This is a genomic window from Duganella sp. FT27W (assembly GCF_009295655.1).
Taxonomy (GTDB): domain Bacteria; phylum Pseudomonadota; class Gammaproteobacteria; order Burkholderiales; family Burkholderiaceae_D; genus Rugamonas; species Rugamonas zoogloeoides.
The window spans coordinates 674,403-696,631 of sequence record NZ_WHIV01000001.1 but is presented as its reverse complement, the minus strand read 5'-3'; the positions used below and the strand labels follow the sequence as shown (position 1 = coordinate 696,631).

Sequence of the window (22,229 nt, the reverse complement as noted above, 5' to 3'; positions counted from 1 at the left end):
ACGTCGGGCTGAAGTCGAGTTTGAGAGTCTTGGGATGACGCCGCTTGATGTTGCTCAAGCGCCGGGAGAACAGGAATGCCGCAGAAAAACGCCTAGAAAAAGTGGCGCCAATCCGATAGCCAGTCGGGAAACTCCTCGACCGGCATCGGCTTGGCGATGTAATAGCCCTGGGCATACGTGCAGCCCAGCCCCTGCAGGAAATCCCAATCCTGCTTGGTCTCGACCCCCACAGCCACTGAACGCCGCTCCAGGCTGCGCGACAGGCCCAGGCACGAGCGCAGTACGGTGGCAATCGCCGGCTTGCGGAACGCGCCATCGACGAAACTGCGGTCGATTTTCAGTTCCGAGAACGGCACCCGCGCCAGCAGTTGCAGGTTGATCAGCCCCGTGCCGTAGTCGTCGATGGCCAGGCCGAACCCCTTCATGCGCAGCCGCAGCAGCCGCTCCAGGAAGTGCGGCGTGGTAGTGAGCACCGCCTTTTCCGTCATCTCGAAGGTGAGATAGTCGGGCATGATGCGGTGGCGTTCCAGGCAGGCGTCGATCTGCTCCATGAACTGCGGGTGCGCCAGCGTGCTGGGATCGACGTTGACCGAGAACGAAATCGGAATGCCGTCGTCGTGCAGGCGGCGGCAGGCTTGCACCGATTTTTCGATCAGCGCCCAGTCGAGGAAGTCGATGCGGTGGTTTTCCACCAGCGCCGGCATGAACGACGCGGGACCGAGCAGGCCATAACGCGGATGGCGCCAGCGTGCAAACATCTCCAGGCCTTTTACCCGGCCGGTTTCCAGTTCGATCTTGGGCTGGAAGTGCGGTGCAAATTCGTTGTTATTGAGCCCATTGCCCACCTCCGCGAACGACAGCGTGGGCACGCGCTCGCGCCGCATTTCGGGCGGTTTCAGGTGGGCGGCGATCACCGCTTCCAGCCGTCCCGCGATCAGCGGCTTGGTCATCACGCCCAGCACGTCGAGGCCGAAGGCATCGGCCATCGATTCGATCGAGAACAGCACGGAATTGGTTTGCGAGCCGAAAATGATCAGCCCCGCGCGGCTTTGCAGGTCGCCCATGCGGCGGATGACTTCCAGCGCGTCGATGCCGGGCACCTGCAAGTCGAGAATGACGATGTTGACGGCCGGCTGGTAGCGCAGGCCCAGGCAGCGCAGCGCGGTGTCGCCGTCTGGCGCCTCGGTAATCTGTAGCGCCCCCGTGCGTTGCAGGATATCGACCAGCACGCGGCGCTGCGCGACGTCTCCTTCTGCGACCAGAAAGTGCAACTGCCCGATATCCATAACCGCTCCGGTGGAAACTGCCTAGCCCTGATTCTGCCTGAGTTGTTCGAAAAAGCATACTGCTGCGCAAGCTGCGACGTTGAGCGACTCCACCTGGCCTGCATGGGGAATGACTACCTGGTGCGAAGCGAGTGCCAATAAATCGTGCGCCACGCCCTGCCCTTCGTGGCCGAACAGCCACGCCACCGGCTGGCGCAGGTTCACATCATACAGGCGCTGGGTGGCATAGCCGCTGGTGGCCAGCGACACCACCTGCGAATTCGCTACCAGCGCCGGCAAATCGACATTCTCGAAGATATCAAGCACGAAGTGAGCACCCATGGCCGCGCGCAGCACCTTGGGCGACCAGCAGAACGCGGTGCCGGGACTGCAATACACTTGCGTGATGCCAGCCGCTGCCGCGCTGCGCAGGATCGAGCCGACGTTGCCCGGGTCCTGCACGCCGTCGAGCAGCACTGCCGACACCTGCAACGGTCCGGTCACCGCGCGCTCCGGCGTGGGGATCAGGAACATCACGCCCACGCCGTGTTCGACCTGGCTGATTGCATTGTAGAGCGCATCGGGCAGGGCCAGCACGTGCGCGTGTTGCGCTTCCAGGCCGCCGACGATGTCCATCACTTCCGGGTTGTGCAGCGCGGTTTCGCTGACCACGCACTGCTCGGGCGCGCCGCGCAATTGCAGGTACGACTGGCACAGGTGCACGCCGTCGAGCAGCGTGCGGCCCGACTTGCGGCGCGCCTGGGCGCTGCCGGCCAGTTTGACCAGATCCTTGTACTGCGCGTTGTCGCGCGAGGTAATCGTCTTCATGCGCCCACCTTGAGCAGCACGGCACGCACCGGCGCAAACGAACGGCGGTGCACGGGCGACGCGCCATGCTCGCGCAAGCGCGCCAGGTGCAGCGCGGTACCATAACCCTTGTGCTGGTCGAAGCAGTAATGCGGGTACTGCGCGTGCAGTTCGACCAGGGCGGCGTCGCGCGCGGTCTTGGCCAGGATCGATGCGGCCGAGATGGCATCGACCTTGTCGTCGCCGCCGATGATGGCGATCGACTGGATCTGCATCACCGGGCAGCGGTTGCCATCGATCAGTGCCAGGGTGGGCACGGTGGACAGCGCTTCAACCGCGCGGCGCATGGCCAGCATCGACGCTTGCAGGATGTTCAGTTGGTCGATCTCGTCTTCCGATGCCTGGGCGATGGCCCAGGCCAGCGCCTGCGACTTGATCACCGGTGCCAGCAGGTCGCGCTTGGCTTCGGTGAGCTTTTTCGAGTCGCGCAAGCCGAGGATCGGGCGGTTCGGGTCGAGAATGACGGCAGCGGCAAACACCGGGCCGGCCAGCGGGCCACGGCCGGCTTCATCCACCCCGCAAATGATTTCGTCGGGGGAGTTCGGGAGGTCGTCGAACAGGCCGGGATTTGGGTTTTTCACGTTTTACTTCACTTATTCATCTAATTGGCTAACCACGGCCGATCACCTTCAACACCGCCGCCGCACTCTCCACCGCGCTGTTGCGCAGCAGGCTGTGATGCATGTCGGTGAAGCGCTGGGCCAGGCGCAGCCGGTGCGGCGCGTCGGACAGTTGCTGCCACATGGCGTCCGCCAGCGCTTGCGGGTTGGCGGCGTCCTGCAGCATCTCGGGCACCAGAAATTCTCGTGCCAGGATGTTGGGCAGGCCCACCCACGGCTGGTAGCCGAAGTGGCGCAAGATCTGCCATTCCAGCGCCATCATTTTATAGGCAATCACCATCGGCTTTTTGAACAGCGCCACTTCCAGCGATGCGGTGCCCGAAGCGACCAGCACCGCGTCGCCGGCGGCAATCGCCGTGTGCGACTGGCCTTCGAGCAGGTCGATCTCCACGTCCTGCAAGCCGGCCTGCGCCACCAGTTCCAGGAAATACTGGCGCTGGCGTTCGCCCGCCATCGGCGCCACGAACCGCAGCGAACGGTCGCGCTGCTTGAGCAGTTTGGCCGCCTGCACGAAAGCCACGGTATTGTATTTGAGCTCGGACATGCGGCTGCCGGGCATGATGGTGACCACGTTGGCGTCCTGCGGCAGACCGAGTTTGGCGCGCGCGCCCGCCTCGTCCGGTACCATCGGGATCACTTCCGCCAGCGGATGGCCGACGTAGCTGACCGGCACCCCCGCCTGGCGATAAATCTCTTCCTCGAACGGGAACACCACCAGCATATGCGACACCGCGCGCACGATCTTCTTGATGCGGCCACCGCGCCAGGCCCAGATCTGCGGCCCGATGTAGTGGATGGTGGGGATGCCCGCCGCCTTCAGCTGCTCTTCCAGCCCCAGGTTGAAACCCGGGTAGTCGGCGCCGATGAAGGCGGCGGGCCGGTCGGCCAGCAACTGGTCGCGCAGCTGGTTCTGGATGCCCTTGATTTCGCGGTAGCGCGGAATCACGGCCAGCAGTCCGCGCACGGTCAGCTTGTCCATCGGCACGTGCGACTCGAAACCCTGGGCGATCATGTGCTCGCCGCCGATGCCGTGCAGGCGCACACCGGGCAGGTGCGGCTTGAGGCCGGAAAGCAAACGGGCGGCCAACAGGTCGCCCGATGGTTCCCCGGCGACCATCGCCAGCGACAGCTTGTCAGCGGACGATGCCACGCGACGCCGTATCGAGGAATTCGCGCATGGCGCGGATGTGGACCGCCGCACCGGGCGTGGCCTCTTCTTCGGCGCGCAGCGCGGCCTTGGCTTCTTCCAGCGTGAGCCCCGAGCGGTACAGCAGCTTGTAGGCGGTGCGGATGCCGTTGATCTCTTCGCGCGTAAAACCACGGCGCTTGAGGCCTTCGATATTGACGCCGTGCGCCTGCGCCGGGTTACCGTTCAACAGCACGAACGGCGGCACGTCCTGCGTCAGGCTGGTGCTCATGCCCACGAACGCATGGGCGCCGATCTTGCAGAACTGGTGGACATTGGCGAAGCCGCTCATGATCACCCAGTCGCCGATTTCCACGTGGCCGGCGATCTGCGCGTTGTTCGAGAAGATCGTGTTGCTGCCCACCTGGCAGTCGTGCGCCAGGTGCACATAGGCCGAGATCCAGTTGTCGTTGCCGAGCGACGTCACGCCCTTGTCCTGCACCGTTCCGGTGTTGAACGTGCAGAATTCGCGGATCGTGTTGCGGTCGCCGATGGTCAAACGGGTGGGTTCGCCGGCCCATTTTTTATCCTGCGGCGCAGCGCCGATCGACGAGAACTGGAACAGTTTATTGTCACGGCCGATGGTGGTATGACCTTCGATCACCACGTGCGGGCCGACCACGGTGCCGGCGTCGATTTGCACGTGCGGTCCGATGACCGTGTATGCGCCGACGTCGACGCTGCTATCGAGCTGCGCTTTCGGATCGATGACTGCGGTAGCGTGGATGGTACCCATGATTACTGCCCCGCAGGCTGGCTGGCGTCCGCAACGCTGCGGATGGTGCACATCAGTTCCGCTTCCACGGCCACCTGGCCATCGACGGTGCCCACGGCCTTGTATTTCCAGATGCCGCGCGCATTGCGCAGGATTTCGACGTCCATTTTCAGCTGGTCGCCAGGACCGACCGGACGCTTGAAGCGCGCGCCGTCGATACCGACGAAGTACACCACCGAGCTTTCGTCAGGCTTGATGCCCATGGTCTTGAACGACAGCAGCGCAGCGGTTTGCGCCATCGCTTCGATCATCAGCACGCCCGGCATGACCGGCTTGTGCGGGAAGTGGCCATTGAAGAATTCTTCGTTGACGGTGACGTTCTTGATCGCGGTGATCGACTTGCCCTCTTCGTACGCGAGCACGCGGTCCACCAGCAGCAGCGGATAGCGGTGCGGCAGGTAGGACTTGATCTCGCAGATGTCCATGGTCTTGGAGGTGTCGGGCTGAGTAGTGGTCATGATTCTTCGTTTTCTTTATTGGTCTTGATAATTTTTTCGAGCGCGCGGATTTTCTCGCGCATGCCCGGCAGATTGCGCACGATGGCGGCCGACTTTTCCCACTCGGCGTTTTTCGCCAGCGGATAAAAGCCGGTGTACTGGCCCGGTTCCAGGATCGAGCGCGACACCATTGAGGCCGAGCCCACGTGGACGCGATCGACGATGGTCAAATGGCCCAGCACCATCGAGGCGCCGCCGAAGGTGCAGTACTTGCCGATTTTGGCGCTGCCGGCCACGCCGGTACACCCGGCCATGGCCGTGTGAGCGCCGATGTGGCAGTTGTGGCCGATCTGGATTTGATTATCCAGCTTGACGCCGTCTTCGATGATGGTGTCGGCCAGTGCACCGCGGTCGATCGTGGTGTTGGCGCCGATGTCCACATCGTCGCCGATCACCACGCGCCCGGTTTGCGGGATCTTGATGTACACGCCGCCCTCGTTGGCGAAGCCGAAACCGTCGGTGCCGATCACGGCGCCCGAATGGATGATGCCGCGTGCGCCGATGATGCAATGGGCGTGGAACGTGACGTTGGCAAAGAAATGCGTGCCCTCGCCCACTTCCGCTTCGCGGCCGATGTAGCAGCCGGCGTCGATCACCGCGTGTTCGCCGATCACGGCGCCCGACTCGATCACCACGCGTGCGCCGATATGGGCGCTGGCGGCGACGTGGGCATCATCGGCAACCACGGCGCTGGCATGGATGCCGGGCGCCGGCACGAAGGCCGTCAGCGATTCGAAATACTGCGCCGCGCGGGCGAAATACACGTAGGGGTTGGCGACGACGATGCGCGCACCGGTGTAGCCGGCGGCGATGAACTCATCATCTTTTTCGGCGACGATCAACGCCGCCGCGTGGCTGTCGCGCGCCTGGGCGCGCAGTTTGCTATTGCTGAGAAAGCTGATGTGCGAAACGCCGGCGTCTGCCAATGGGGCGATCCCGGTCACTTCCAGGTTCGCGTCTCCCATCAACCGGCCACCGAAGCGTTCGACCAATGTGCCTAGTCGAGTGCCCATCGGGTATCCTTTGATTATTTATCTTTGTCCAGCGCGGCCAGAACCTTGTCGGTGATGTCGATACGCTTGCTGGCCCACACCGCATCCTGCAGCACGATATCGAAACCTTCGGTATCGGCCATCTGGCGGATGATCTTGGTGGCGCGGTCGGAAATGGCCTGGCGCTCTTCGTTGGTGCGCTGGCTCAGGTCTTCGCGGAACTCGCGCTGGCGGCGCTGGAATTCCTTGTCGAGATCGAACACGTCGCGTTGGCGGCGTACCCGTTCCGCTTCGGCCAGGGCCGGCGCGTCTTTTTCCAGCTTGGCGGAAGCCGCTTTCAGGCGGCCTTCCATCTCCTGCATGGCTTTTTCGCGCGACTTGAACTCTTCCTGCAGCTTTTCGCTGGCCAGCTTGGCCAGCTTGGACTCGTTGTAGATGCGCTCCGGGCTGAGCCAGGCGATGCGCGACAACGAGGTCTGCGCCTGCGCCGGCGCCATGGCGCACCAGCCCAACGCTGCCAGGGCAAGCGTAGCGGCAAGCGAGGCGCCGTAGGTCTTGGTCATCTTGGCGGATGCAGTATTCAACTTGATTCTCCGATTAAATATAGATAGCCGAGTCGGGGGCACAGGTCAGAAACCAGTACCCATCTGGAACTGGAAGCGTTCCAGGCGGTCGCCCGGCTTGGCATTAAGAGGCTTAGCATAACTCAACTTGAGCGGGCCCACCGGCGAAATCCAGCTGATACCCAGACCGGCCGAGTAGCGCAGCTGCGAGTAGCGCATCTTCTCGCCTTCCTGGTAGACCTGGCCCGCATCGAGGAAGCCGAACCAGCGCAGGCTGCGATCCTGGCCGGAGCCCGGGAATGGCAGTTGCAGCTCGGCGTTACCGATCAGGCGCGAGGCGCCGCCCAGGGCATCGCCGTAGCGGGCATCGACCGCGCCCAGCGACGAGCTTTCGTAGCCGCGCACCGAACCGATACCGCCGCCGTAGAAGTTCTTGAACACCGGGTACGGCGTGTCGCCGAGGCCGCGGCCGTAGTCGATTTCGCCCTTGAGCGCGAGCACGGAGCGCCAGATCAGCGGCTTGTAGTACTGCTGCTCGTAGATGGCGCGGTAGTATTTCTGCCTGCCGATCACGTCCAGTTCGAGGTTCAGGCGCTGGTAACGGCCGGCCGACGGCGTCAGGCCGGAATCGCGGCTGTCGCGCGACCATGCCAGCGTGAGCGGCACGGCGTTGGTCTCGGCCTTGCCGATACCGCTGGTGTTGCCGGTGACGTCGGACACGTATTGCAGGAACCGGGTTGGCGACGTCGAATCGGTTTCGATCGACGAGCGCTCAAGGCCAATACCGAGGAACACGGTGTCGGTTTCCGAGAACGGCACGCCGTAGCTGATGCGGCCGCCCTTTTGCTTGATGGTGTAGCTACCGATGTTCAGCGCCGGCGGACGCTGCGTACGCAGGTACACCTCGTACGAACGCGAAATGCCGTCGTCGGTGTAGTACGGGTCGAACTGCGAGAACGAAATCGTGCGGCTGTACTTGGACGTGTTCAGTTCCATGCCCACGGTGGTACCGGAACCGGCAAAGTTGGCCTGCTGGATCGCCGCCTGGAACGTGAATTTCTCCGACTGCGAGAACGCGCCGCCGATGGTGAAGTTACCGGTCGGTTTTTCCACCACGGTCAGATTCACGTCCACCTGGTCGGACGTGCCCTGCGCTTCCGGCGTGTCGATGGTGACATCCTTGAAGTAGCCGAGGCGGTCGACGCGGTCGCGCGAGAGCTTGATCTTGTTGGCGTCGTACCAGGACGATTCGAACTGGCGGAACTCGCGGCGGATCACTTCGTCGCGCGAGGTGGTGTTGCCGGCGATGTTCATGTGGCGCACGTAGGCGCGCTTGCCCGGATCGATCATGAAGGTAAAACTCACTTCACGCTTTTCCTGGTTGATGTCCGGGTTGGCGTTGACGTTGGCGAACGCGTAGCCGAAGGTGCCCAGGCGGTCGGAAATGAGCTTGTTGGTGGCGGTGAGCAGTTCGCCCGAATACACGGCGCCCTTGCGCAGCAATACCAGCGAACGCAGCTCGTCCTCGCGGCCGAAGGTCTCGCCCTCGAACTTGATGTCGGCGACGTTGTACTTTTCACCTTCGGTGATGTTGATGGTGATGTAGATGTCTTTTTTATCGGGCGTGATCGAGACCTGGGTGGAATCGATGTTCATCTCGATGTAGCCGCGATTGAGGTAGAACGATTTGAGCGACTCGATGTCGCCGGTCAGCTTGGTCTTGGAATACTGGTCCGCCTTGGTGTACCAGCTGAACCAGCCGCCCGTATTGAGCGCCAGCTGCTCGCGCAGTTCCTTGTCCGAGAACACCTTGTTGCCGATGATGTTGATCTGCTTGATCTTGGCGATTTCGCCCTCGTCCACCGCGAACGTGATGTTGACGCGGTTGCGCTCGAGCGGCGTGACCGTGGTCACCAGCTTGACGCCGTACAGGCCGCGCGACAGGTACTGGCGCTTGAGTTCCTGCTCGGCGCGGTCCACCGACGCCTTGTCGAAGATTTTCGCTTCGCCCACGCCGATGTCTTTCAGCGCCTTGACCAGCACGTCCTTTTCGAATTCCTTGGTACCGGTGAATTCCACCTTGGAGATGGCCGGGCGTTCCTCGACCAGCACCACCAGTACCTGGCCGTCCGCTTCCAGGCGCACGTCCTTGAAGAAGCCGGTGGCATACAGCGCCTTGATGGCGGTAATACTTTTATCGTCGTTGAAGGTCTCACCCACGCGTACCGGCAGGTAGCTGAAGACCGTACCGGCTTCCGTCCGCTGGATGCCTTCGACGCGGATGTCCTTGATCACGAAGGGTTCGATCGCCATGGCGTTGCCGGCACACAGTACCAGGACGGCGGTGCCAATCAGACTGCGGCGCATGGAAGATGGAGTAATACGGTCAGAATATAATTTCATCGGGGTTATTCAATGTCTCATTCAACGAACTACTATATAACTATGTAACTGTGAGTACAAACCGGGGAACTCATCGAGTTACATGAGTCTGGTGATGTCGTTAAATACCGCCAGCACCATCAGGGTCATCAATAAACCGATACCGATGCGTTGGGCGAATTCCGCTACGCGCTCGGACACGGGACGCCCGGTTAAAACTTCCAGCGAATAATACAGCAAATGCCCCCCGTCTAGAACGGGAATCGGTAGCAAATTCATTACGCCCAGACTGATACTGATGAACGCAATGAAGCTTAAATAACTGGCCACGCCCAGGCGTGCGGTCTGGCCGGCATAGTCGGCAATTGTAATCGGACCGGTGACATTCTTGAGTGACGCTTCGCCGGTGACCATCTTGCCGATCATCTTGAGCGTCATGGTGCAGGTATCCCATACCCGCTCGACCGCCTTGCCCAATGCGCTCAGCGGGCCCGAGGGCACGTTGATCATATCCGGGCGCAAGGCGACGTAAGCGCTGATCTTACCGACTGTTACAGCTTGCTTACCTGACTTTTCCCCGTCAGCCCCCTTGAGCATCTCCGCCTGCGGCGTGACCGCCAGCGTGCGCGGTTCGCCAGCGCGGATGACCTCGACCTGCACGGTCTTGTCGGGCGCGGCGCGGATCAGTTCGATGAAGGCAACGCCGTCCTGCACCGCCACGCCATCGACGCTTTTCAGCAGATCACCCACTTGCAGGCCACCGCGCTCGGCAGCGCCGCCCGGCAGCACCTGCTGCACCACCGGCGACGGCAGCGCCACGCCGATGCCGAGGTTGCCGACGATGTCACCTTCCAGGTCGAGCGCGGTCATGGTGGCAGCCGGCACGATGGCGTTGACGCGGCCGTAGCCGGAACGCTCGACCGTAAGGCTCGCTTCCTTCTTGTCCACGGCTGCCTGCATCAGGTTCCAGCGCAGCTCGGACCAGGCTGCCACCGGTTCGCCATTGACGGCCGTGATGCGGTCGCCGGTGCGCAGGCCGGCCAGGGCGGCAGGCGTGCGGTCGGCATCCTGGCCGGCGGCAGCGCGCACGCTGATCTTGCTGGTCGGCTCTTCCACGCCATGCATGTACAGGCCGGCAAACAGCACGATGGCAACCAGGAAATTGGCCAGCGGACCGGCAGCCACGATGGCAATGCGCTTCCAGACGCTCTGCCGCGTGAACTCGCGCGCCAGGTCTTCTTTCGGAATGCTGGCCAGGTCGCCCTCGCGGGCGTCGAGCATTTTCACGTAACCGCCCAGTGGCAAGGCGGACACGGCCCACTCGGTCTGGTCGCGGCCGAAGCGGCGTGACCACACGACTTTACCCATGCCCACCGAAAAGCGCAGCACCTTGACACCGCACCAGCGCGCCACCAGGTAGTGGCCCAGCTCGTGGATCGTGATCAGCGAGCCGAGGCAGACGGCAAACGCCAGGATGGTGGTGAGAAAATTCATCGCGCGAGCTGGCCGATACAGCGTTCGGCGGCGGCCCGGGCGGCGGCATCCTGCGCCATCACGGCCTCGATGCTGTCGGCGGCGCCGTGCGGCAGCTGCTCCACCACTTGCGCGATCACGCGGTCGATCTGGCGGAAGCCGATCTGGCGGTCGAGGAAGGCTTGCACCGCCACTTCGTTGGCCGCGTTGAGCAAGGCCGGTGCGGTGCCGCCGGCGCGCAAGGCGTCGAACGCCAGCGCCAGGCACGGGAAGCGCGCATAGTCGGGACGGTGGAATTGCAGGGTGGCAATCTCGGTGATGTCGAGCTGGGCCACGCCGGACGCGATCCGCTCCGGGTACGCCAGCGCATGCGCGATCGGCGTGCGCATGTCCGGGTTGCCCAGCTGGGCCAGCACCGAACCATCGACATACGACACCATCGAGTGGATCACCGACTGCGGGTGGATCACGACCTCGATGCGGTCGGCCGGGGCGCCGAACAGCCAGTGCGCCTCGATCACTTCCAGGCCCTTGTTCATCATGGTGGCCGAATCGACCGAAATCTTGCGGCCCATCGACCAGTTCGGGTGCTTGCAGGCCTGCTCGGGCGTCACGTCTTCCAGCGTGGCAACGTCACGCGTGAGGAACGGTCCGCCGGAGGCGGTGAGCAAAATCTTGGCCACGCCGGCATTGGCATCGCGCACGGCCGGCATGCGGCCACCAAACTGCGGCATGGCCTGGAAAATGGCGTTGTGTTCGCTGTCGATCGGCAGCAGGATGGCGCCGGACTCGGCCACCGCATCCATGAACAGCTGGCCGGACATGACCAGCGCTTCCTTGTTGGCCAGCAGAATTTTCTTGCCGGCGCGGGCGGCAGCCAGCGTGGGCGCCAGGCCGGCGGCGCCGACAATCGCGGCCATCACGCTGTCCACTTCCGGCGCGGACGAGATCGCGCACAGCGCGGCTTCGCCATATTCGACGTCGGTACTGACGTTGGCCGCACGCAGCAGCGCGGCGAGGCGCCCTGCTGCCTCGGCGGTGCCGACGACCGCGCGTTGCGGCCGGTGGGCAATACACTGCGCCGCCAGTTCATCGACGCGGCTGTGCGCGGACAAGGCATAGACGGCATAGCGCTCGGGATGACGAGCGAGCACGTCCAGCGTGGACACGCCGATCGAACCGGTGGCGCCAAGGATGGTAATGCGTTGCATAGAGATTTCTTTCAGAGCCAGGTCGAGAGCAGCGCTGCGATCGGCAGCACGGGAATCAATGCATCGACACGGTCGAGCACGCCGCCATGGCCGGGCAGCAGGTTGCTGCTGTCCTTGATGGCCGCACGGCGCTTGAGTTGGGATTCGAACAGGTCGCCAATCACGGACGCGGCCACGATCACCAGCAGCGCCAGCATGGTCACGCCCCAGCCGAAGCGCGCCTGCAGGCGCACGGCAAAGGTGTCTTGCAGCCACGGCACGCCGGCGGCCGCCAGGATCGAGATGGTGGCGATGACCAGCACGGCAATGCCGCCGCCGATCGCGCCTTCCCAAGATTTACCTGGGGAAATGGTGGGCGCCAGCTTGCGCTTGCCGAACGCCTTGCCGGAGAAATAGGCGCCGATATCGGCAATCCACACCAGCACCAGCACCGACAGCAGGTACACGGGCGAGCGCAGGTACAAACCGACGATGGCAAAGAAGCAGACGAACACGGCAAAACCGAAGGTCAGCGCCATCGACCAGTTGGCGGCGGTGCCCAGTTGCGGCAGCCCCAGGCCCAGCGACGGTGCATAGCGGATCAGCCACAGCAGGGAGGCAATCGCGTACAGCGCGGTGGCGGAACCCGGTTGCGCCTTGAACATCAAGCCGACGAACAGCAGAGCGCCAACGATGCCGGCGATGCGGGCCGGACCGTCTTTCAGGCCGAACATGCGCGCACCTTCCCACACGGCAGCGCCGAGGAACAGCGTGACGATCACGGCAAAGGCCGGGAAATACTGGAAGAACAGGACTGGCAGCAACACCGCCAGCAAGACCAGAGCGGTAATAATCCGTGTTTTCAGCATCAGTTTTTCTTTTCTGCCAGTTGCGCGCCGGTGCGGCCAAAACGGCGTTCGCGGTGCTGGTAGGAGGCGATGGCCTCGTCGAGGCGCTCGATCGAAAAATCGGGCCAGTAGGTGTCAGTAAAGAACAGCTCGGTGTACGCAAGCTGCCACAACAGGAAATTGGAAATGCGCTGCTCGCCGCCGGTGCGGATGAACAGGTCCGGCTCCGGTGCGTACGCCATGGCCAGGTGCGGCGCCAGTTGTTCTTCGGAGAAGTCGGTGGCGCCGGGATGGGCGGCTACCATTTTGCCCACGGCCTGCATGATGTCCCAGCGGCCGCCGTAATTGGCGCAGATGGTGACGGTGAGGCTGGTGTTGTTGGCGGTCTTGCGCTCGGCGTTGGCGATCATGGTGCGCAGCTTCTCGTCGAAGCGGGACAGGTCACCGACCACGCGCAGGCGGATGTTATTGGCGTGCATCTTGGACACTTCGCGCTCGAGCGCGGTCATGAACAAGCGCATCAGGAGGGACACTTCCTCTTCCGGGCGGCGCCAGTTTTCGGAACTGAAGGCAAACAGGGTCAGGTATTCAATGCCGCGATTGATGCAGGCCTCGACCACGGTGCGTACCGCTTCGACGCCCTTGACGTGACCGGCTACGCGCGGCAAAAAGCGCTTGGTGGCCCAGCGGCCGTTACCGTCCATGATCATGGCGACATGGCGCGGCACCTGTGGCGCGTCCGGAACATCGGTAGTCGAACTCGTATATTTCATGAAAGCTTTGCTGCCAAAGGATAAAGTATTGCAGGTGGAACGGAAAAAGACAAGACGCCAGCACCAACTTGCCACGCGCGGGTGCGCATGACAAGCTGGTTGCTGGCGCCTCGGCCTGAGGGCTTAAACCGTCAGAACTTCTTTTTCCTTCTCCGCCACCATCTTGTCGATGTCGGCGATGAACTTGTCGGTCAATTTCTGGACTTCATCCACGGCGCGACGCTCGTCGTCTTCCGAGATGGTTTTGTCCTTGACCAGCTTTTTCAGCGATTCGTTACCGTCGCGGCGGATATTGCGCACGGCAATTTTCGCATCTTCGGCTTCGCTCTTGCACAGCTTGACCATTTCCTTGCGGCGTTCTTCGGTCAGGGCCGGGGTCGGCACGCGGATGATGTCGCCCTGTGCCGACGGGTTCAGGCCCAGGTCGGCGTCGCGGATGGCTTTTTCAATCGTCGAGGCCATGCGTTTTTCGAACGGCTGCACGCCGATGGTACGGGCGTCGATCAGGTTGATGCCTGCCACCTGCGACAGCGCGGTCGGCGAACCGTAGTACTCGACCATCACATGGTCGAGAATGCCGGTGTGGGCGCGGCCGGTGCGGACCTTGGCCAGATCGGCGCGCAGGGTTTCCAGCGATTTGGTCATGCGCTCTTGCGCATTCTTTTTAACGTCAGCTACGGACATTGCTGCTCTCCTGTATACGGATGATGTAAATCTTAAACGTGAACCAGTGTACCCTCATCTTCGCCCATGATCACGCGCATCAGCGCGCCGGGCTTGGTGATCGAGAACACCTTGATCGGCAGCTTCTGGTCGCGGCACAGCGCAAAGGCGGTGGCGTCCATCACTTGCAGATTGCTGGCAATCGCTTCGTCGAAGCTGATCGAATGGTACAGCGTGGCGTTCGGGTCCTTCTTCGGATCGGCAGTATATACGCCATCGACCTTGGTTGCCTTGAGCACGATTTCGGCGCTCATTTCGGCACCGCGCAATGCAGCGGCTGTGTCGGTGGTGAAGAACGGGTTACCGGTGCCGGCGGCGAACACGACAACTTTACCTTCTTCCAGGTATTGCAGCGCTTTCGGGCGCACATACGGCTCGACCACTTGCTCGATGCCGATTGCCGACATCACGCGGGCGGTGATGCCGACGTGGCGCATGGCGTCAGCCAGGGCCAGGGCGTTCATGACGGTGGCCAGCATGCCCATGTAGTCGGCAGTGGCGCGGTCCATGCCCTGGGCGCCAGGCGCAACGCCACGGAAGATGTTGCCGCCGCCAATGACGATCGCCAGTTCCACGCCCAGTTTCGCGACCTCGGCCACGTCAGCCACCATCCGCTCGATGGTGCTGCGGTTGATGCCGTACGGGTCGTCGCCCATCAGCGCTTCGCCGGACAGTTTGAGGAGGACACGCTTGTAGGCTGGTTTGGACATGAGACGGGGCTCCTAAATATGGTGGGTTGAAGGGCTGCCGGCGCCTATCATACCTTGAGACGGCGGCGGCAGCGCGACTGTTACATTAGTTGCAATATTACGTGATCAGGCTAAAAAAACGGGCCTCGCGGCCCGTTTTCTAGTCTTGCCCGGAGATTAACCCTGGCTGGCGGCCATTTGAGCGGCCACTTCTGCTGCGAAGTCGTCAACCTTCTTCTCGATGCCCTCGCCCACCACGTACATGGTGAACGATTTAACCGTGGTTGCTTTTTCTTTCAGCATCTGCTCGATCGATTGCTTGTCGTTTTTCACGAAAGCCTGGTTCAGCAGCGATACTTCTTTCAGGTACTTCTGTACCGAGCCTTCCAGGCGCTTGGCGACGATGTCGGCAGGCTGCACTGGCTTGCCTGCAGCAACTGCTGCGGCTGCATCTTCGTCGGCTTTCAGTTTTGCAACCGAACGCTCTTTTTCGATCAGTTCGGCTGGAACGTTGTCCGACGACAGCGCCACTGGCTTCATCGCGGCAATGTGCATGGCAACGTCTTTACCGACTTGTTCGTCGGCGCCGTCGAACTCGACGATCACGCCGATGCGTGCGCCGTGCAGGTACGAAGCCAGCTTGGCGGTGGTTTCAAAACGCTGGAAGCGGCGGATCGACATGTTTTCGCCGATTTTACCGATCAGGGCAGCGCGCACTTCGTCCAGGGTCTGGCCGTTGCCAGCTGGCAGAGCCAGCAGAGCAGCGACGTCGGCCGGGTTGTGTTCGGCAACCAGCTTGGCAGCATTGGCAGCCAGGGCCAGGAAGTCGTCGTTTTTCGCAACGAAGTCGGTTTCCGAGTTCACTTCGACCAGGGCGCCTACGCCGCCGTCGATGAAGCTCGCTACCACGCCTTCGGCGGTCACGCGCGACGATGCTTTCGATGCCTTGCCGCCCAGCTTGACGCGCAGGATCTCTTCAGCACGACCCATGTCGCCTTCGGCTTCGGTCAGTGCTTTTTTGCATTCCATCATTGGCGCGTCGGTTTTCGCGCGCAGTTCGCCTACCATTGCTGCAGTAATCGCTGCCATGTGTTTTCTCCTGTTGTTCGGTATTCGGGGGGATGGGGAACCAATCTGGCTCTAACCCATTGATGTTAAAAAAAAGGGGGAGCTGGTGGCCACCCCTTTTTTCCTTAGCAGACCGTTAGGCCGACTAATTAAGCTTGCTCGACTTCGACGAATTCGTCGCCGGCGGCGGCTTTAACCATTTCAACTACTTCGTTACCGGCAGCAGCACGGCCTTCCAGGATAGCGTCGGCTACACCACGTGCGTACAGGGTGATTGCTTTCGACGAGTCATCGTTACCTGGAATGACGAACTTCACGCCTTCTGGCGAGTGGTTGGTATCGACCACGCCGATAACCGGGATGCCCAGTTTTGCGGCTTCGGTGATGGCGCCTTTATGGTAGCCGACGTCAACGACGAAGATTGCGTCAGGAACGCCGCCCATGTCTTTGATGCCACCGATTGCTTTTTGCAGCTTGACGATTTCGCGTTGGAACATCAGCGCTTCTTTTTTCGACAGCTTCTCAACCGAACCGTCTTCAACCTGGGCTTCCATGTCTTTCAGACGCTTGATCGAGGTTTTGATGGTTTTGAAGTTGGTCAGCATGCCGCCGAGCCAGCGCTGGTCAACGAAAGGAACGCCTGCGCGTGCAGCTTCAGCAGCGATGATGTCGCGTGCTTGACGCTTGGTGCCGACCATCAGGATGGTGCCACGGCTTGCAGCTACTTGCTTAACATGCTTCATCGCTTCTTGATACATACCCATCGTCTTTTCCAAGTTGATGATATGGATCTTGTTGCGGTGACCGAAGATGAACGGAGCCATCTTTGGGTTCCAGAAACGGGTTTGGTGACCGAAGTGGACACCGGCTTCCAGCATTTCGCGCATAGTTACGGACATTTTTTAACTCCAGGGTTGGGTCTGGAATCCGACCAGTGACCCGGTTATTACGCCAGGCACCCTTGTCGATCGGATTCGAGTTTATTAACAAAAATAGTGATTTTTACTGCATTGCCCGAATGAGAATTCAGGCAACCCGGGATTTTACACCAAATAGCGCCCAACTGGCAAGCGCAGCCATTGCAGAAGACCCAACCCGGGCCAATTTGGTGCGGACCGAACGCCGCCTCGGCCAGGTTGGTGCGCGCCGTGTACGGCGGCAACATTATTGCACCAAATTGTTGCATGGCACACATGGACATAGCGGTCGTTTATAATCCTCACCATTAAGCTTTTACTTTGCAGATTGCGATCTTTTATTATGTCCATTTCCATTAAAACCGCCGAAGATATCGAAGGCATGCGCGTCGCCGGCCGCCTCGGTTCCGAAGTGCTCGACTACATCACCCCGTTCGTCAAGGCTGGCGTCACCACCGGCGAACTCGATCGCCTGTGTCACGAGTACATGAGCAATGTCCAGGGCACCATTCCCGCACCGCTCAACTATAGCCCGCCAGGCTACACGCCCTACCCCAAGGCCATCTGCACGTCCGTCAACGACGTCATCTGCCACGGCATCCCGGGCGACAAGGTGCTCAAGAGCGGCGATTCGGTCAACCTCGACATCACCGTCATCAAGGACGGCTACCACGGCGACAACAGCCGCATGTTCCTGATCGGCGAGCCGTCGATCATGACCAAGCGTTTATCGGAGATCACCTACGAATGCATGTGGCTGGGCATCGCGCAAGTGAAACCGGGCGCGCACCTGGGCGACATCGGCCACGCCATCCAGCAGCACGCAGAGAAAGCCGGCTACAGCGTGGTGCGCGAATTCTGCGGCCACGGCATCGGCAAGGTGTTCCACGAAGAGCCGCAGGTACTCCACTACGGCAAACCGGGCACGCTCGATGAACTGAAACCCGGCATGATCTTCACCATCGAGCCGATGATCAACGCCGGCAAGCGCGAGATCCGCGAAATGGGCGACGGCTGGACCATCAAGACCAAGGACCGCAGCCTGTCGGCGCAATGGGAACACATGATCCTGGTGACCGACACCGGTTACGAAGTACTGACCCTGTCCGCCGGCAGCCCGCCGCCGCCAGCCTTCATCACCAACGCCGCCAAGTAATCCACTCCATGGACAAGGAAATCCGCGAACAGCTGAAACGCCAGTTGAAGGCCGAACGCCAGGTCATCATCGGCACCTTCCGTACCGACGGCATGCCGGAGAAGCTGCTGCGCAGCCTGCGCCAGAGCGTCGATGCGGTGCTCACGGCCGCCTGGCACCACGCGCACCTGCCCGCCAACACGGCGCTCGTCGGCGTGGGCGGCTACGGCCGTGGCGAGTTGTTCCCGTATTCCGATGTCGATCTGCTGATCCTGCTGGAAGTGGCGCCGGACGCCGAAACCACCGAGAAGCTCGAAGGACTGGTGCAGCTGCTGTGGGATCTGGGGCTGGAAATCGGCAGCAGCATCCGCACCGTCGATGAATGCCTGACCGAGTCGAAGGCCGATATCACCGTGCAAACCAGCCTGCTCGAGGCGCGCCTGATCTGCGGAGACGAACCGCTGTTCGAGCAACTGCAGGCGCGCTACGACGAGGCCATGGATCCGCAGGCCTTTTTCCAGGCCAAGCTGCTGGAAATGCGCCAGCGCCATGCCAAGTACGAAGACACGGCCTTCAGCCTGGAGCCGAACTGCAAGGAAAGCCCGGGCGGCCTGCGCGACTTGCAGGTGATCCTGTGGCTGGTGAAAGCGGCCGGCCTGGCCAACTCGTGGCGCACGCTGGCCACCAGCGGCCTGATTACCCAGGCCGAAGCCAAGGGGCTGATGGAAAAGGAGCGCGCCTTCAAGGATATCCGCGTGCGCCTGCACCTGCACGCGGGCCGCCGCGAAGACCGCCTGGTGTTCGACGTGCAGACGGCGATTGCCGAATCGCTGGGCCTTGAGAATACCGGGTCGGGCGTGGAGATGCGCCGCGCCAGCGAATACCTGATGCAGCGCTACTACTGGGCCGCCAAGGCGGTCACGCAGCTCAATACCATCCTGCTGCAAAACATCGAGGAGCGGCTGTTCCCGCGCGAAGAGCACGCGGTGCAGATCAACCCCCGCTTCAACGACGTCAATGGCCTGATCGACATGCGCGACGACGACACGTTCACGCAAACGCCGTCGGCCATTCTCGAGATCTTCCTGTTGATGACCGAGCGGCCTTCGCTCAAGGGCATGACCTCGCGCACCATGCGCGCGCTGTGGAACGAACGCTTCCTGATCGACGCCGCCTTCCGCGCCGATCCGGCCAACCGCGCGCTGTTCCTGCGCATCCTGCAGGCGCCCAAGGGCATCATCCATGCGCTGCGGCGCATGAACGACCTGTCGATCCTGGGCCGCTACCTGCCCAACTTCCGCAAGATCGTCGGCCAGATGCAGCATGACCTGTTCCACGTGTATACGGTGGACCAGCACATCCTGATGGTGGTGCGCAATATGCGGCGCTTCTCGATGGCCGAACATGCGCACGAATACCCGTTCTGCAGCCAGCTGATGGCCAACTTCGGCCAGCCCTGGCTGCTGTACCTGGGCGCGCTGTTCCACGACATTGCCAAGGGCCGCGGCGGCGATCATTCCACGCTGGGCCGCGTCGATGCCGAGCAGTTCTGCCGCGAGCATGGCATGAGCGACGCCGACACCGAACTGGTATCGTTCCTGGTCGAGCACCATCTCGACATGTCGCAGGTGGCGCAAAAGCAGGACCTGTCCGACCCCGACGTGATCGCCGCCTTTGCCCGCAAGGTCGGCGACGAGCGTCACCTCACCGCCCTGTACCTGCTGACGGTGGCCGACATCCGCGGCACCAGCCCCAAGGTGTGGAATGCCTGGAAGGCCAAGCTGCTCGAAGACCTGTACCGCGTGACCCTGCGCGTGCTGGGCGGCCAGCCGCACAGCGCCGACCACGAACTGCAAAACCGCCAGCAGGAAGCGCTGGCCACACTGCGCCTGTACGGCCTGGCGCCGGACGCCCACCTGGCGTTCTGGAAGCAGCTCGACGTCGCGTACTTCCTGCGCCACGACGCCTCCGACATCGCCTGGCAAACGCGCGCGCTGTACGACCGCTTCAACAGCGAGCAGCCGGTGGTCAAGTGCCGCCTGGCGCCGATCGGCGAAGGCTTGCAGATCGCCGTGTACCTGCGCGACCAGCCCGACCTGTTCGCGCGCATCTGCTCCTATTTCGACCGCAAGAATTTCAGCATCCTCGACGCCAAGATCCACACCACGCGCCACGGCTACGCGCTCGACACCTTCCTCGTGACCGAGCAGAATTTCGCCAAGAGCTACCGCGACATCATCAACCTGATCGAGCACGAACTGTGCGGCGCCCTCACCCACCCCGAGCCGCTGTCGTCGCCGTCGAAGGGCCGGCTGTCGCGCCTGTCGCGCACGTTCCCGATGCAGCCCACGGTGGACCTGCGCCCGGACGAGCGCGGACAGTACTACCTGCTGTCGATCGCCGCCAACGACCGCACCGGTTTGCTGTACGCGATTGCCAACGTGCTGGCCAAGTACCGCCTCAACCTGCACACGGCCAAGGTGATGACGCTGGGCGAGCGCGTGGAAGACGTGTTCCTGATCGACGGCGCCGCGCTGGGCAACCCGCGCAACCAGCTGCAACTGGAAACCGACCTGCTCGACGCCATGAAGGTCTAGCGCGCGGGTCGTCAACTCTCACTATAAAGAAGCATCATGTCAGAAGAATTATTACGCCTGTCCAAACGCATGTCCGAACTGGGCCTGTGCTCGCGCCGCGAAGCCGACGAATGGATCGCGCGCGGCTGGGTACGCGTCGATGGCAAGGTGGTGTCCGAACTGGGCACCAAGATTTACCCGAGCCAGCGCGTGTCGGTCGAGCGGCAGGCCGCCGCCGAGCAATCGAAGCGCGTGACGGTCCTGATCAACAAGCCGATGGGCTACGTCAGCGGCCAGGCCGAAGACGGCTACCAGCCGGCCGTGGTGCTGATCAAGCCGGAAAACCGCTGGGCCGAAGACCCGTCGCCCGAACAGTTCCACCCTACCCAACTGCGCTCGCTGGTGCCGGCCGGCCGCCTCGACATCGACTCGGTGGGCCTGCTGGTGCTGACGCAAGACGGCCGCGTGGCCAAGCACCTGATCGGCGAAACCACCGACGTGGACAAGGAATACCTGGTGCGGGTCGAATACACCAAGCCCGGCAAGCTGCCCGACAGCGACCTGAAAAAACTCAACCACGGCCTGTGGATGGACGGCAAGGCGCTGCTGCCGGCCAAGGTGCGTTGGCAAAACGACGACCAGCTCAGCTTTACCCTGCGCGAAGGCAAAAAGCGGCAAATCCGCCGCATGTGCGACATGGTGGGCCTGAAAGTGATCGGCCTCAAACGCGTGCGCATCGGCAAGGTCAAGCTTGGCGATCTGCCGGTGGGCGAATGGCGTTACCTGCGCCCTGACGAACAGTTTTAAAAAAAACGGCACCAAAGGTTAAAATGACTTGCCAAAAAGCAAGCCAAACGCCGCAATAAAATATACACTGTGCGGTCCGACCTCGCACAGTGAAGTTAGCAAAGTGATATGCCGTTGTGAACGATCCCATACCCAATGACATGCGCCGTGGCCCGCCGCTGCTGAAAGACGCGGTGGAACCGATCCCGTCCGGCTCCCACCCGCATGAAATGCTCGACGAGCATGACATCGCGGAGGCGCTGACGCTGCTGGCGCAGAACGGCGACCCGGTGTCGATCTACCCGTCTTCCAGTACCAACGTCGTGCTCGGCCGGATCAAGTCGGTCCACCCCGAACTGCCGCACTTCACGTTCGAATTGAACGAGGGCGAATTCATCCCTCCCGGCGAAGCGACCTTTGTCGCCTGGCTGCGTTCGTCCAAGATGCAGTTCAACCTGGCCTACGACAACTGGACCCCGGTGCCGGACCAGCCGACCATCATCCCGCTCGACTTTCCGCTGCGCTGCCTGGTGCTCAACCGGCGCTCCTCGACGCGCCTGGAAACCCCGCTCGGCATCTACTACATGGCGTCGTTCGTCTTGAACGGCAAGCCGTACGAATTGCAGCTCTACGACTTTTCTGCCGGCGGCGTGGGCATGCGCGCACCGCCGCGCGATACCGTGGGCCTGCACGTGGGCCGCAAGCTGCAACGCGTGCGGCTCGAACTGGGGCCGGACACGGTGATGATCGCCGACCTGGAAGTGCGGCTGTCGCGCACCTTCCGCTCGTTCCTGCTGGGCGAGCAGGTGCAGATCGGCTGCCAGTTCGTCAACCTGTCGCCGGCCATGCAGGAAGAACTGACGCGCGTGCTGCAGGAATTGAACGCCAGCCGCCAACGCTGATG

General features: G+C 62.2%; 21 protein-coding genes. 4 read left to right on the top strand and 17 right to left on the bottom strand.

Annotated elements, in window-relative coordinates:
* Positions 1–92 precede the first annotated feature (92 nt).
* From F8197_RS02975 to rpsB, 17 genes are all read right to left on the bottom strand, one after another.
* Positions 93–1,286, bottom strand: coding sequence for an EAL domain-containing protein (locus F8197_RS02975; RefSeq protein WP_152879829.1), 1,194 nt, complete (start codon positions 1,284–1,286; stop codon positions 93–95).
* 21 nt (positions 1,287–1,307) lie between these two features.
* Positions 1,308–2,093 carry an RNA methyltransferase gene (locus F8197_RS02970; protein ID WP_152879827.1) on the bottom strand — a complete coding sequence of 262 codons (786 nt, stop codon included), beginning with the start codon at positions 2,091–2,093 and terminating at the stop codon, positions 1,308–1,310.
* Positions 2,090–2,713, bottom strand: coding sequence for a ribonuclease HII (gene rnhB, locus F8197_RS02965; RefSeq protein ID WP_373996767.1), 624 nt, complete (start codon positions 2,711–2,713; stop codon positions 2,090–2,092). The genes F8197_RS02970 and rnhB overlap by 4 nt, the downstream gene beginning before the upstream one ends.
* A 28-nt stretch (positions 2,714–2,741) precedes the next feature.
* Entirely contained in the window at positions 2,742–3,902 is a 1,161-nt protein-coding gene (lpxB, locus tag F8197_RS02960) for a lipid-A-disaccharide synthase (protein WP_373996766.1), read from the bottom strand.
* Positions 3,886–4,674 carry an acyl-ACP--UDP-N-acetylglucosamine O-acyltransferase gene (gene lpxA, locus F8197_RS02955; RefSeq protein WP_056147585.1) on the bottom strand — a complete coding sequence of 263 codons (789 nt, stop codon included), beginning with the start codon at positions 4,672–4,674 and terminating at the stop codon, positions 3,886–3,888. Before lpxA ends, lpxB begins: the two co-directional genes overlap by 17 nt.
* A gap of 2 nt (positions 4,675–4,676) precedes the next feature.
* A complete protein-coding gene (gene fabZ / locus F8197_RS02950; protein WP_026636885.1) occupies positions 4,677–5,171 on the bottom strand; it encodes a 3-hydroxyacyl-ACP dehydratase FabZ in 495 nt (164 codons plus the stop codon).
* Positions 5,168–6,223: a UDP-3-O-(3-hydroxymyristoyl)glucosamine N-acyltransferase gene (gene lpxD, locus F8197_RS02945; protein ID WP_152879825.1), complete on the bottom strand. Its 1,056-nt coding sequence runs from the start codon at positions 6,221–6,223 to the stop codon at positions 5,168–5,170. Before lpxD ends, fabZ begins: the two co-directional genes overlap by 4 nt.
* A gap of 14 nt (positions 6,224–6,237) precedes the next feature.
* Complete coding sequence (locus F8197_RS02940; protein WP_040377325.1) at positions 6,238–6,765, bottom strand: OmpH family outer membrane protein; 528 nt, start codon at positions 6,763–6,765, stop codon at positions 6,238–6,240.
* Between the two features lie 66 nt (positions 6,766–6,831).
* The gene (gene bamA, locus F8197_RS02935; protein ID WP_193333309.1) at positions 6,832–9,168 is read right to left on the bottom strand and encodes an outer membrane protein assembly factor BamA; all 2,337 of its coding nucleotides are present in this window, start codon (positions 9,166–9,168) and stop codon (positions 6,832–6,834) included.
* A 78-nt stretch (positions 9,169–9,246) separates the two neighbouring features.
* Entirely contained in the window at positions 9,247–10,641 is a 1,395-nt protein-coding gene (gene rseP, locus F8197_RS02930; RefSeq protein ID WP_152879821.1) for an RIP metalloprotease RseP, read from the bottom strand.
* On the bottom strand, positions 10,638–11,831 hold the full coding sequence (gene ispC, locus F8197_RS02925; RefSeq protein ID WP_152879820.1) for a 1-deoxy-D-xylulose-5-phosphate reductoisomerase: 1,194 nt from the start codon (positions 11,829–11,831) through the stop codon (positions 10,638–10,640). The genes rseP and ispC overlap by 4 nt, the downstream gene beginning before the upstream one ends.
* A gap of 11 nt (positions 11,832–11,842) precedes the next feature.
* Complete coding sequence (locus F8197_RS02920) at positions 11,843–12,679, bottom strand: phosphatidate cytidylyltransferase (protein ID WP_152879818.1); 837 nt, start codon at positions 12,677–12,679, stop codon at positions 11,843–11,845.
* Positions 12,679–13,431 (bottom strand): polyprenyl diphosphate synthase, encoded by a 753-nt coding sequence (gene uppS, locus F8197_RS02915; RefSeq protein WP_152879816.1) that lies wholly within the window; start codon positions 13,429–13,431, stop codon positions 12,679–12,681. The genes F8197_RS02920 and uppS overlap by 1 nt, the downstream gene beginning before the upstream one ends.
* A 123-nt stretch (positions 13,432–13,554) precedes the next feature.
* The gene (gene frr / locus F8197_RS02910) at positions 13,555–14,115 is read right to left on the bottom strand and encodes a ribosome recycling factor (RefSeq protein WP_056147605.1); all 561 of its coding nucleotides are present in this window, start codon (positions 14,113–14,115) and stop codon (positions 13,555–13,557) included.
* A gap of 32 nt (positions 14,116–14,147) precedes the next feature.
* Positions 14,148–14,864, bottom strand: coding sequence for a UMP kinase (pyrH, locus tag F8197_RS02905; protein WP_152879814.1), 717 nt, complete (start codon positions 14,862–14,864; stop codon positions 14,148–14,150).
* 156 nt (positions 14,865–15,020) lie between these two features.
* Positions 15,021–15,932 (bottom strand): translation elongation factor Ts, encoded by a 912-nt coding sequence (gene tsf, locus F8197_RS02900; protein WP_026636888.1) that lies wholly within the window; start codon positions 15,930–15,932, stop codon positions 15,021–15,023.
* Positions 15,933–16,060: 128 nt separating this feature from the next.
* Positions 16,061–16,810: a 30S ribosomal protein S2 gene (gene rpsB / locus F8197_RS02895; protein WP_019919692.1), complete on the bottom strand. Its 750-nt coding sequence runs from the start codon at positions 16,808–16,810 to the stop codon at positions 16,061–16,063.
* A gap of 358 nt (positions 16,811–17,168) precedes the next feature.
* Between rpsB and map the strand changes: the two genes are divergently transcribed.
* From map to F8197_RS02875, 4 genes are all read left to right on the top strand, one after another.
* Complete coding sequence (map, locus tag F8197_RS02890; protein ID WP_373996803.1) at positions 17,169–17,984, top strand: type I methionyl aminopeptidase; 816 nt, start codon at positions 17,169–17,171, stop codon at positions 17,982–17,984.
* A gap of 8 nt (positions 17,985–17,992) precedes the next feature.
* Positions 17,993–20,560, top strand: coding sequence for a [protein-PII] uridylyltransferase (locus tag F8197_RS02885; RefSeq protein ID WP_152879810.1), 2,568 nt, complete (start codon positions 17,993–17,995; stop codon positions 20,558–20,560).
* Positions 20,561–20,596: 36 nt separating this feature from the next.
* Positions 20,597–21,346 (top strand): pseudouridine synthase, encoded by a 750-nt coding sequence (locus F8197_RS02880; protein ID WP_026636889.1) that lies wholly within the window; start codon positions 20,597–20,599, stop codon positions 21,344–21,346.
* Positions 21,347–21,555: 209 nt separating this feature from the next.
* A complete protein-coding gene (locus tag F8197_RS02875; RefSeq protein ID WP_152880800.1) occupies positions 21,556–22,227 on the top strand; it encodes a PilZ domain-containing protein in 672 nt (223 codons plus the stop codon).
* Positions 22,228–22,229: the final 2 nt, after the last annotated feature.

Bases quoted from the DNA above. Each gene is read 5' to 3' on its own strand.
- uppS (WP_152879816.1), bottom strand. From the start codon at position 13,431: ATGAAATATACGAGTTCGACTACCGATGTTCCGGACGCGCCACAGGTG.
- F8197_RS02885 (WP_152879810.1), top strand. From the start codon at position 17,993: ATGGACAAGGAAATCCGCGAACAGCTGAAACGCCAGTTGAAGGCCGAA.
- F8197_RS02970 (WP_152879827.1), bottom strand. From the start codon at position 2,093: ATGAAGACGATTACCTCGCGCGACAACGCGCAGTACAAGGATCTGGTC.
- tsf (WP_026636888.1), bottom strand. From the start codon at position 15,932: ATGGCAGCGATTACTGCAGCAATGGTAGGCGAACTGCGCGCGAAAACC.
- fabZ (WP_026636885.1), bottom strand. From the start codon at position 5,171: ATGACCACTACTCAGCCCGACACCTCCAAGACCATGGACATCTGCGAG.
- ispC (WP_152879820.1), bottom strand. From the start codon at position 11,831: ATGCAACGCATTACCATCCTTGGCGCCACCGGTTCGATCGGCGTGTCC.
- F8197_RS02875 (WP_152880800.1), top strand. From the start codon at position 21,556: ATGCTCGACGAGCATGACATCGCGGAGGCGCTGACGCTGCTGGCGCAG.
- lpxD (WP_152879825.1), bottom strand. From the start codon at position 6,223: ATGGGCACTCGACTAGGCACATTGGTCGAACGCTTCGGTGGCCGGTTG.
- pyrH (WP_152879814.1), bottom strand. From the start codon at position 14,864: ATGTCCAAACCAGCCTACAAGCGTGTCCTCCTCAAACTGTCCGGCGAA.
- F8197_RS02940 (WP_040377325.1), bottom strand. From the start codon at position 6,765: ATGACCAAGACCTACGGCGCCTCGCTTGCCGCTACGCTTGCCCTGGCA.
- rseP (WP_152879821.1), bottom strand. From the start codon at position 10,641: ATGAATTTTCTCACCACCATCCTGGCGTTTGCCGTCTGCCTCGGCTCG.
- frr (WP_056147605.1), bottom strand. From the start codon at position 14,115: ATGTCCGTAGCTGACGTTAAAAAGAATGCGCAAGAGCGCATGACCAAA.
- bamA (WP_193333309.1), bottom strand. From the start codon at position 9,168: ATGAAATTATATTCTGACCGTATTACTCCATCTTCCATGCGCCGCAGT.
- rpsB (WP_019919692.1), bottom strand. From the start codon at position 16,810: ATGTCCGTAACTATGCGCGAAATGCTGGAAGCCGGTGTCCACTTCGGT.
- F8197_RS02920 (WP_152879818.1), bottom strand. From the start codon at position 12,679: ATGCTGAAAACACGGATTATTACCGCTCTGGTCTTGCTGGCGGTGTTG.
- lpxA (WP_056147585.1), bottom strand. From the start codon at position 4,674: ATGGGTACCATCCACGCTACCGCAGTCATCGATCCGAAAGCGCAGCTC.
- F8197_RS02975 (WP_152879829.1), bottom strand. From the start codon at position 1,286: ATGGATATCGGGCAGTTGCACTTTCTGGTCGCAGAAGGAGACGTCGCG.
- F8197_RS02880 (WP_026636889.1), top strand. From the start codon at position 20,597: ATGTCAGAAGAATTATTACGCCTGTCCAAACGCATGTCCGAACTGGGC.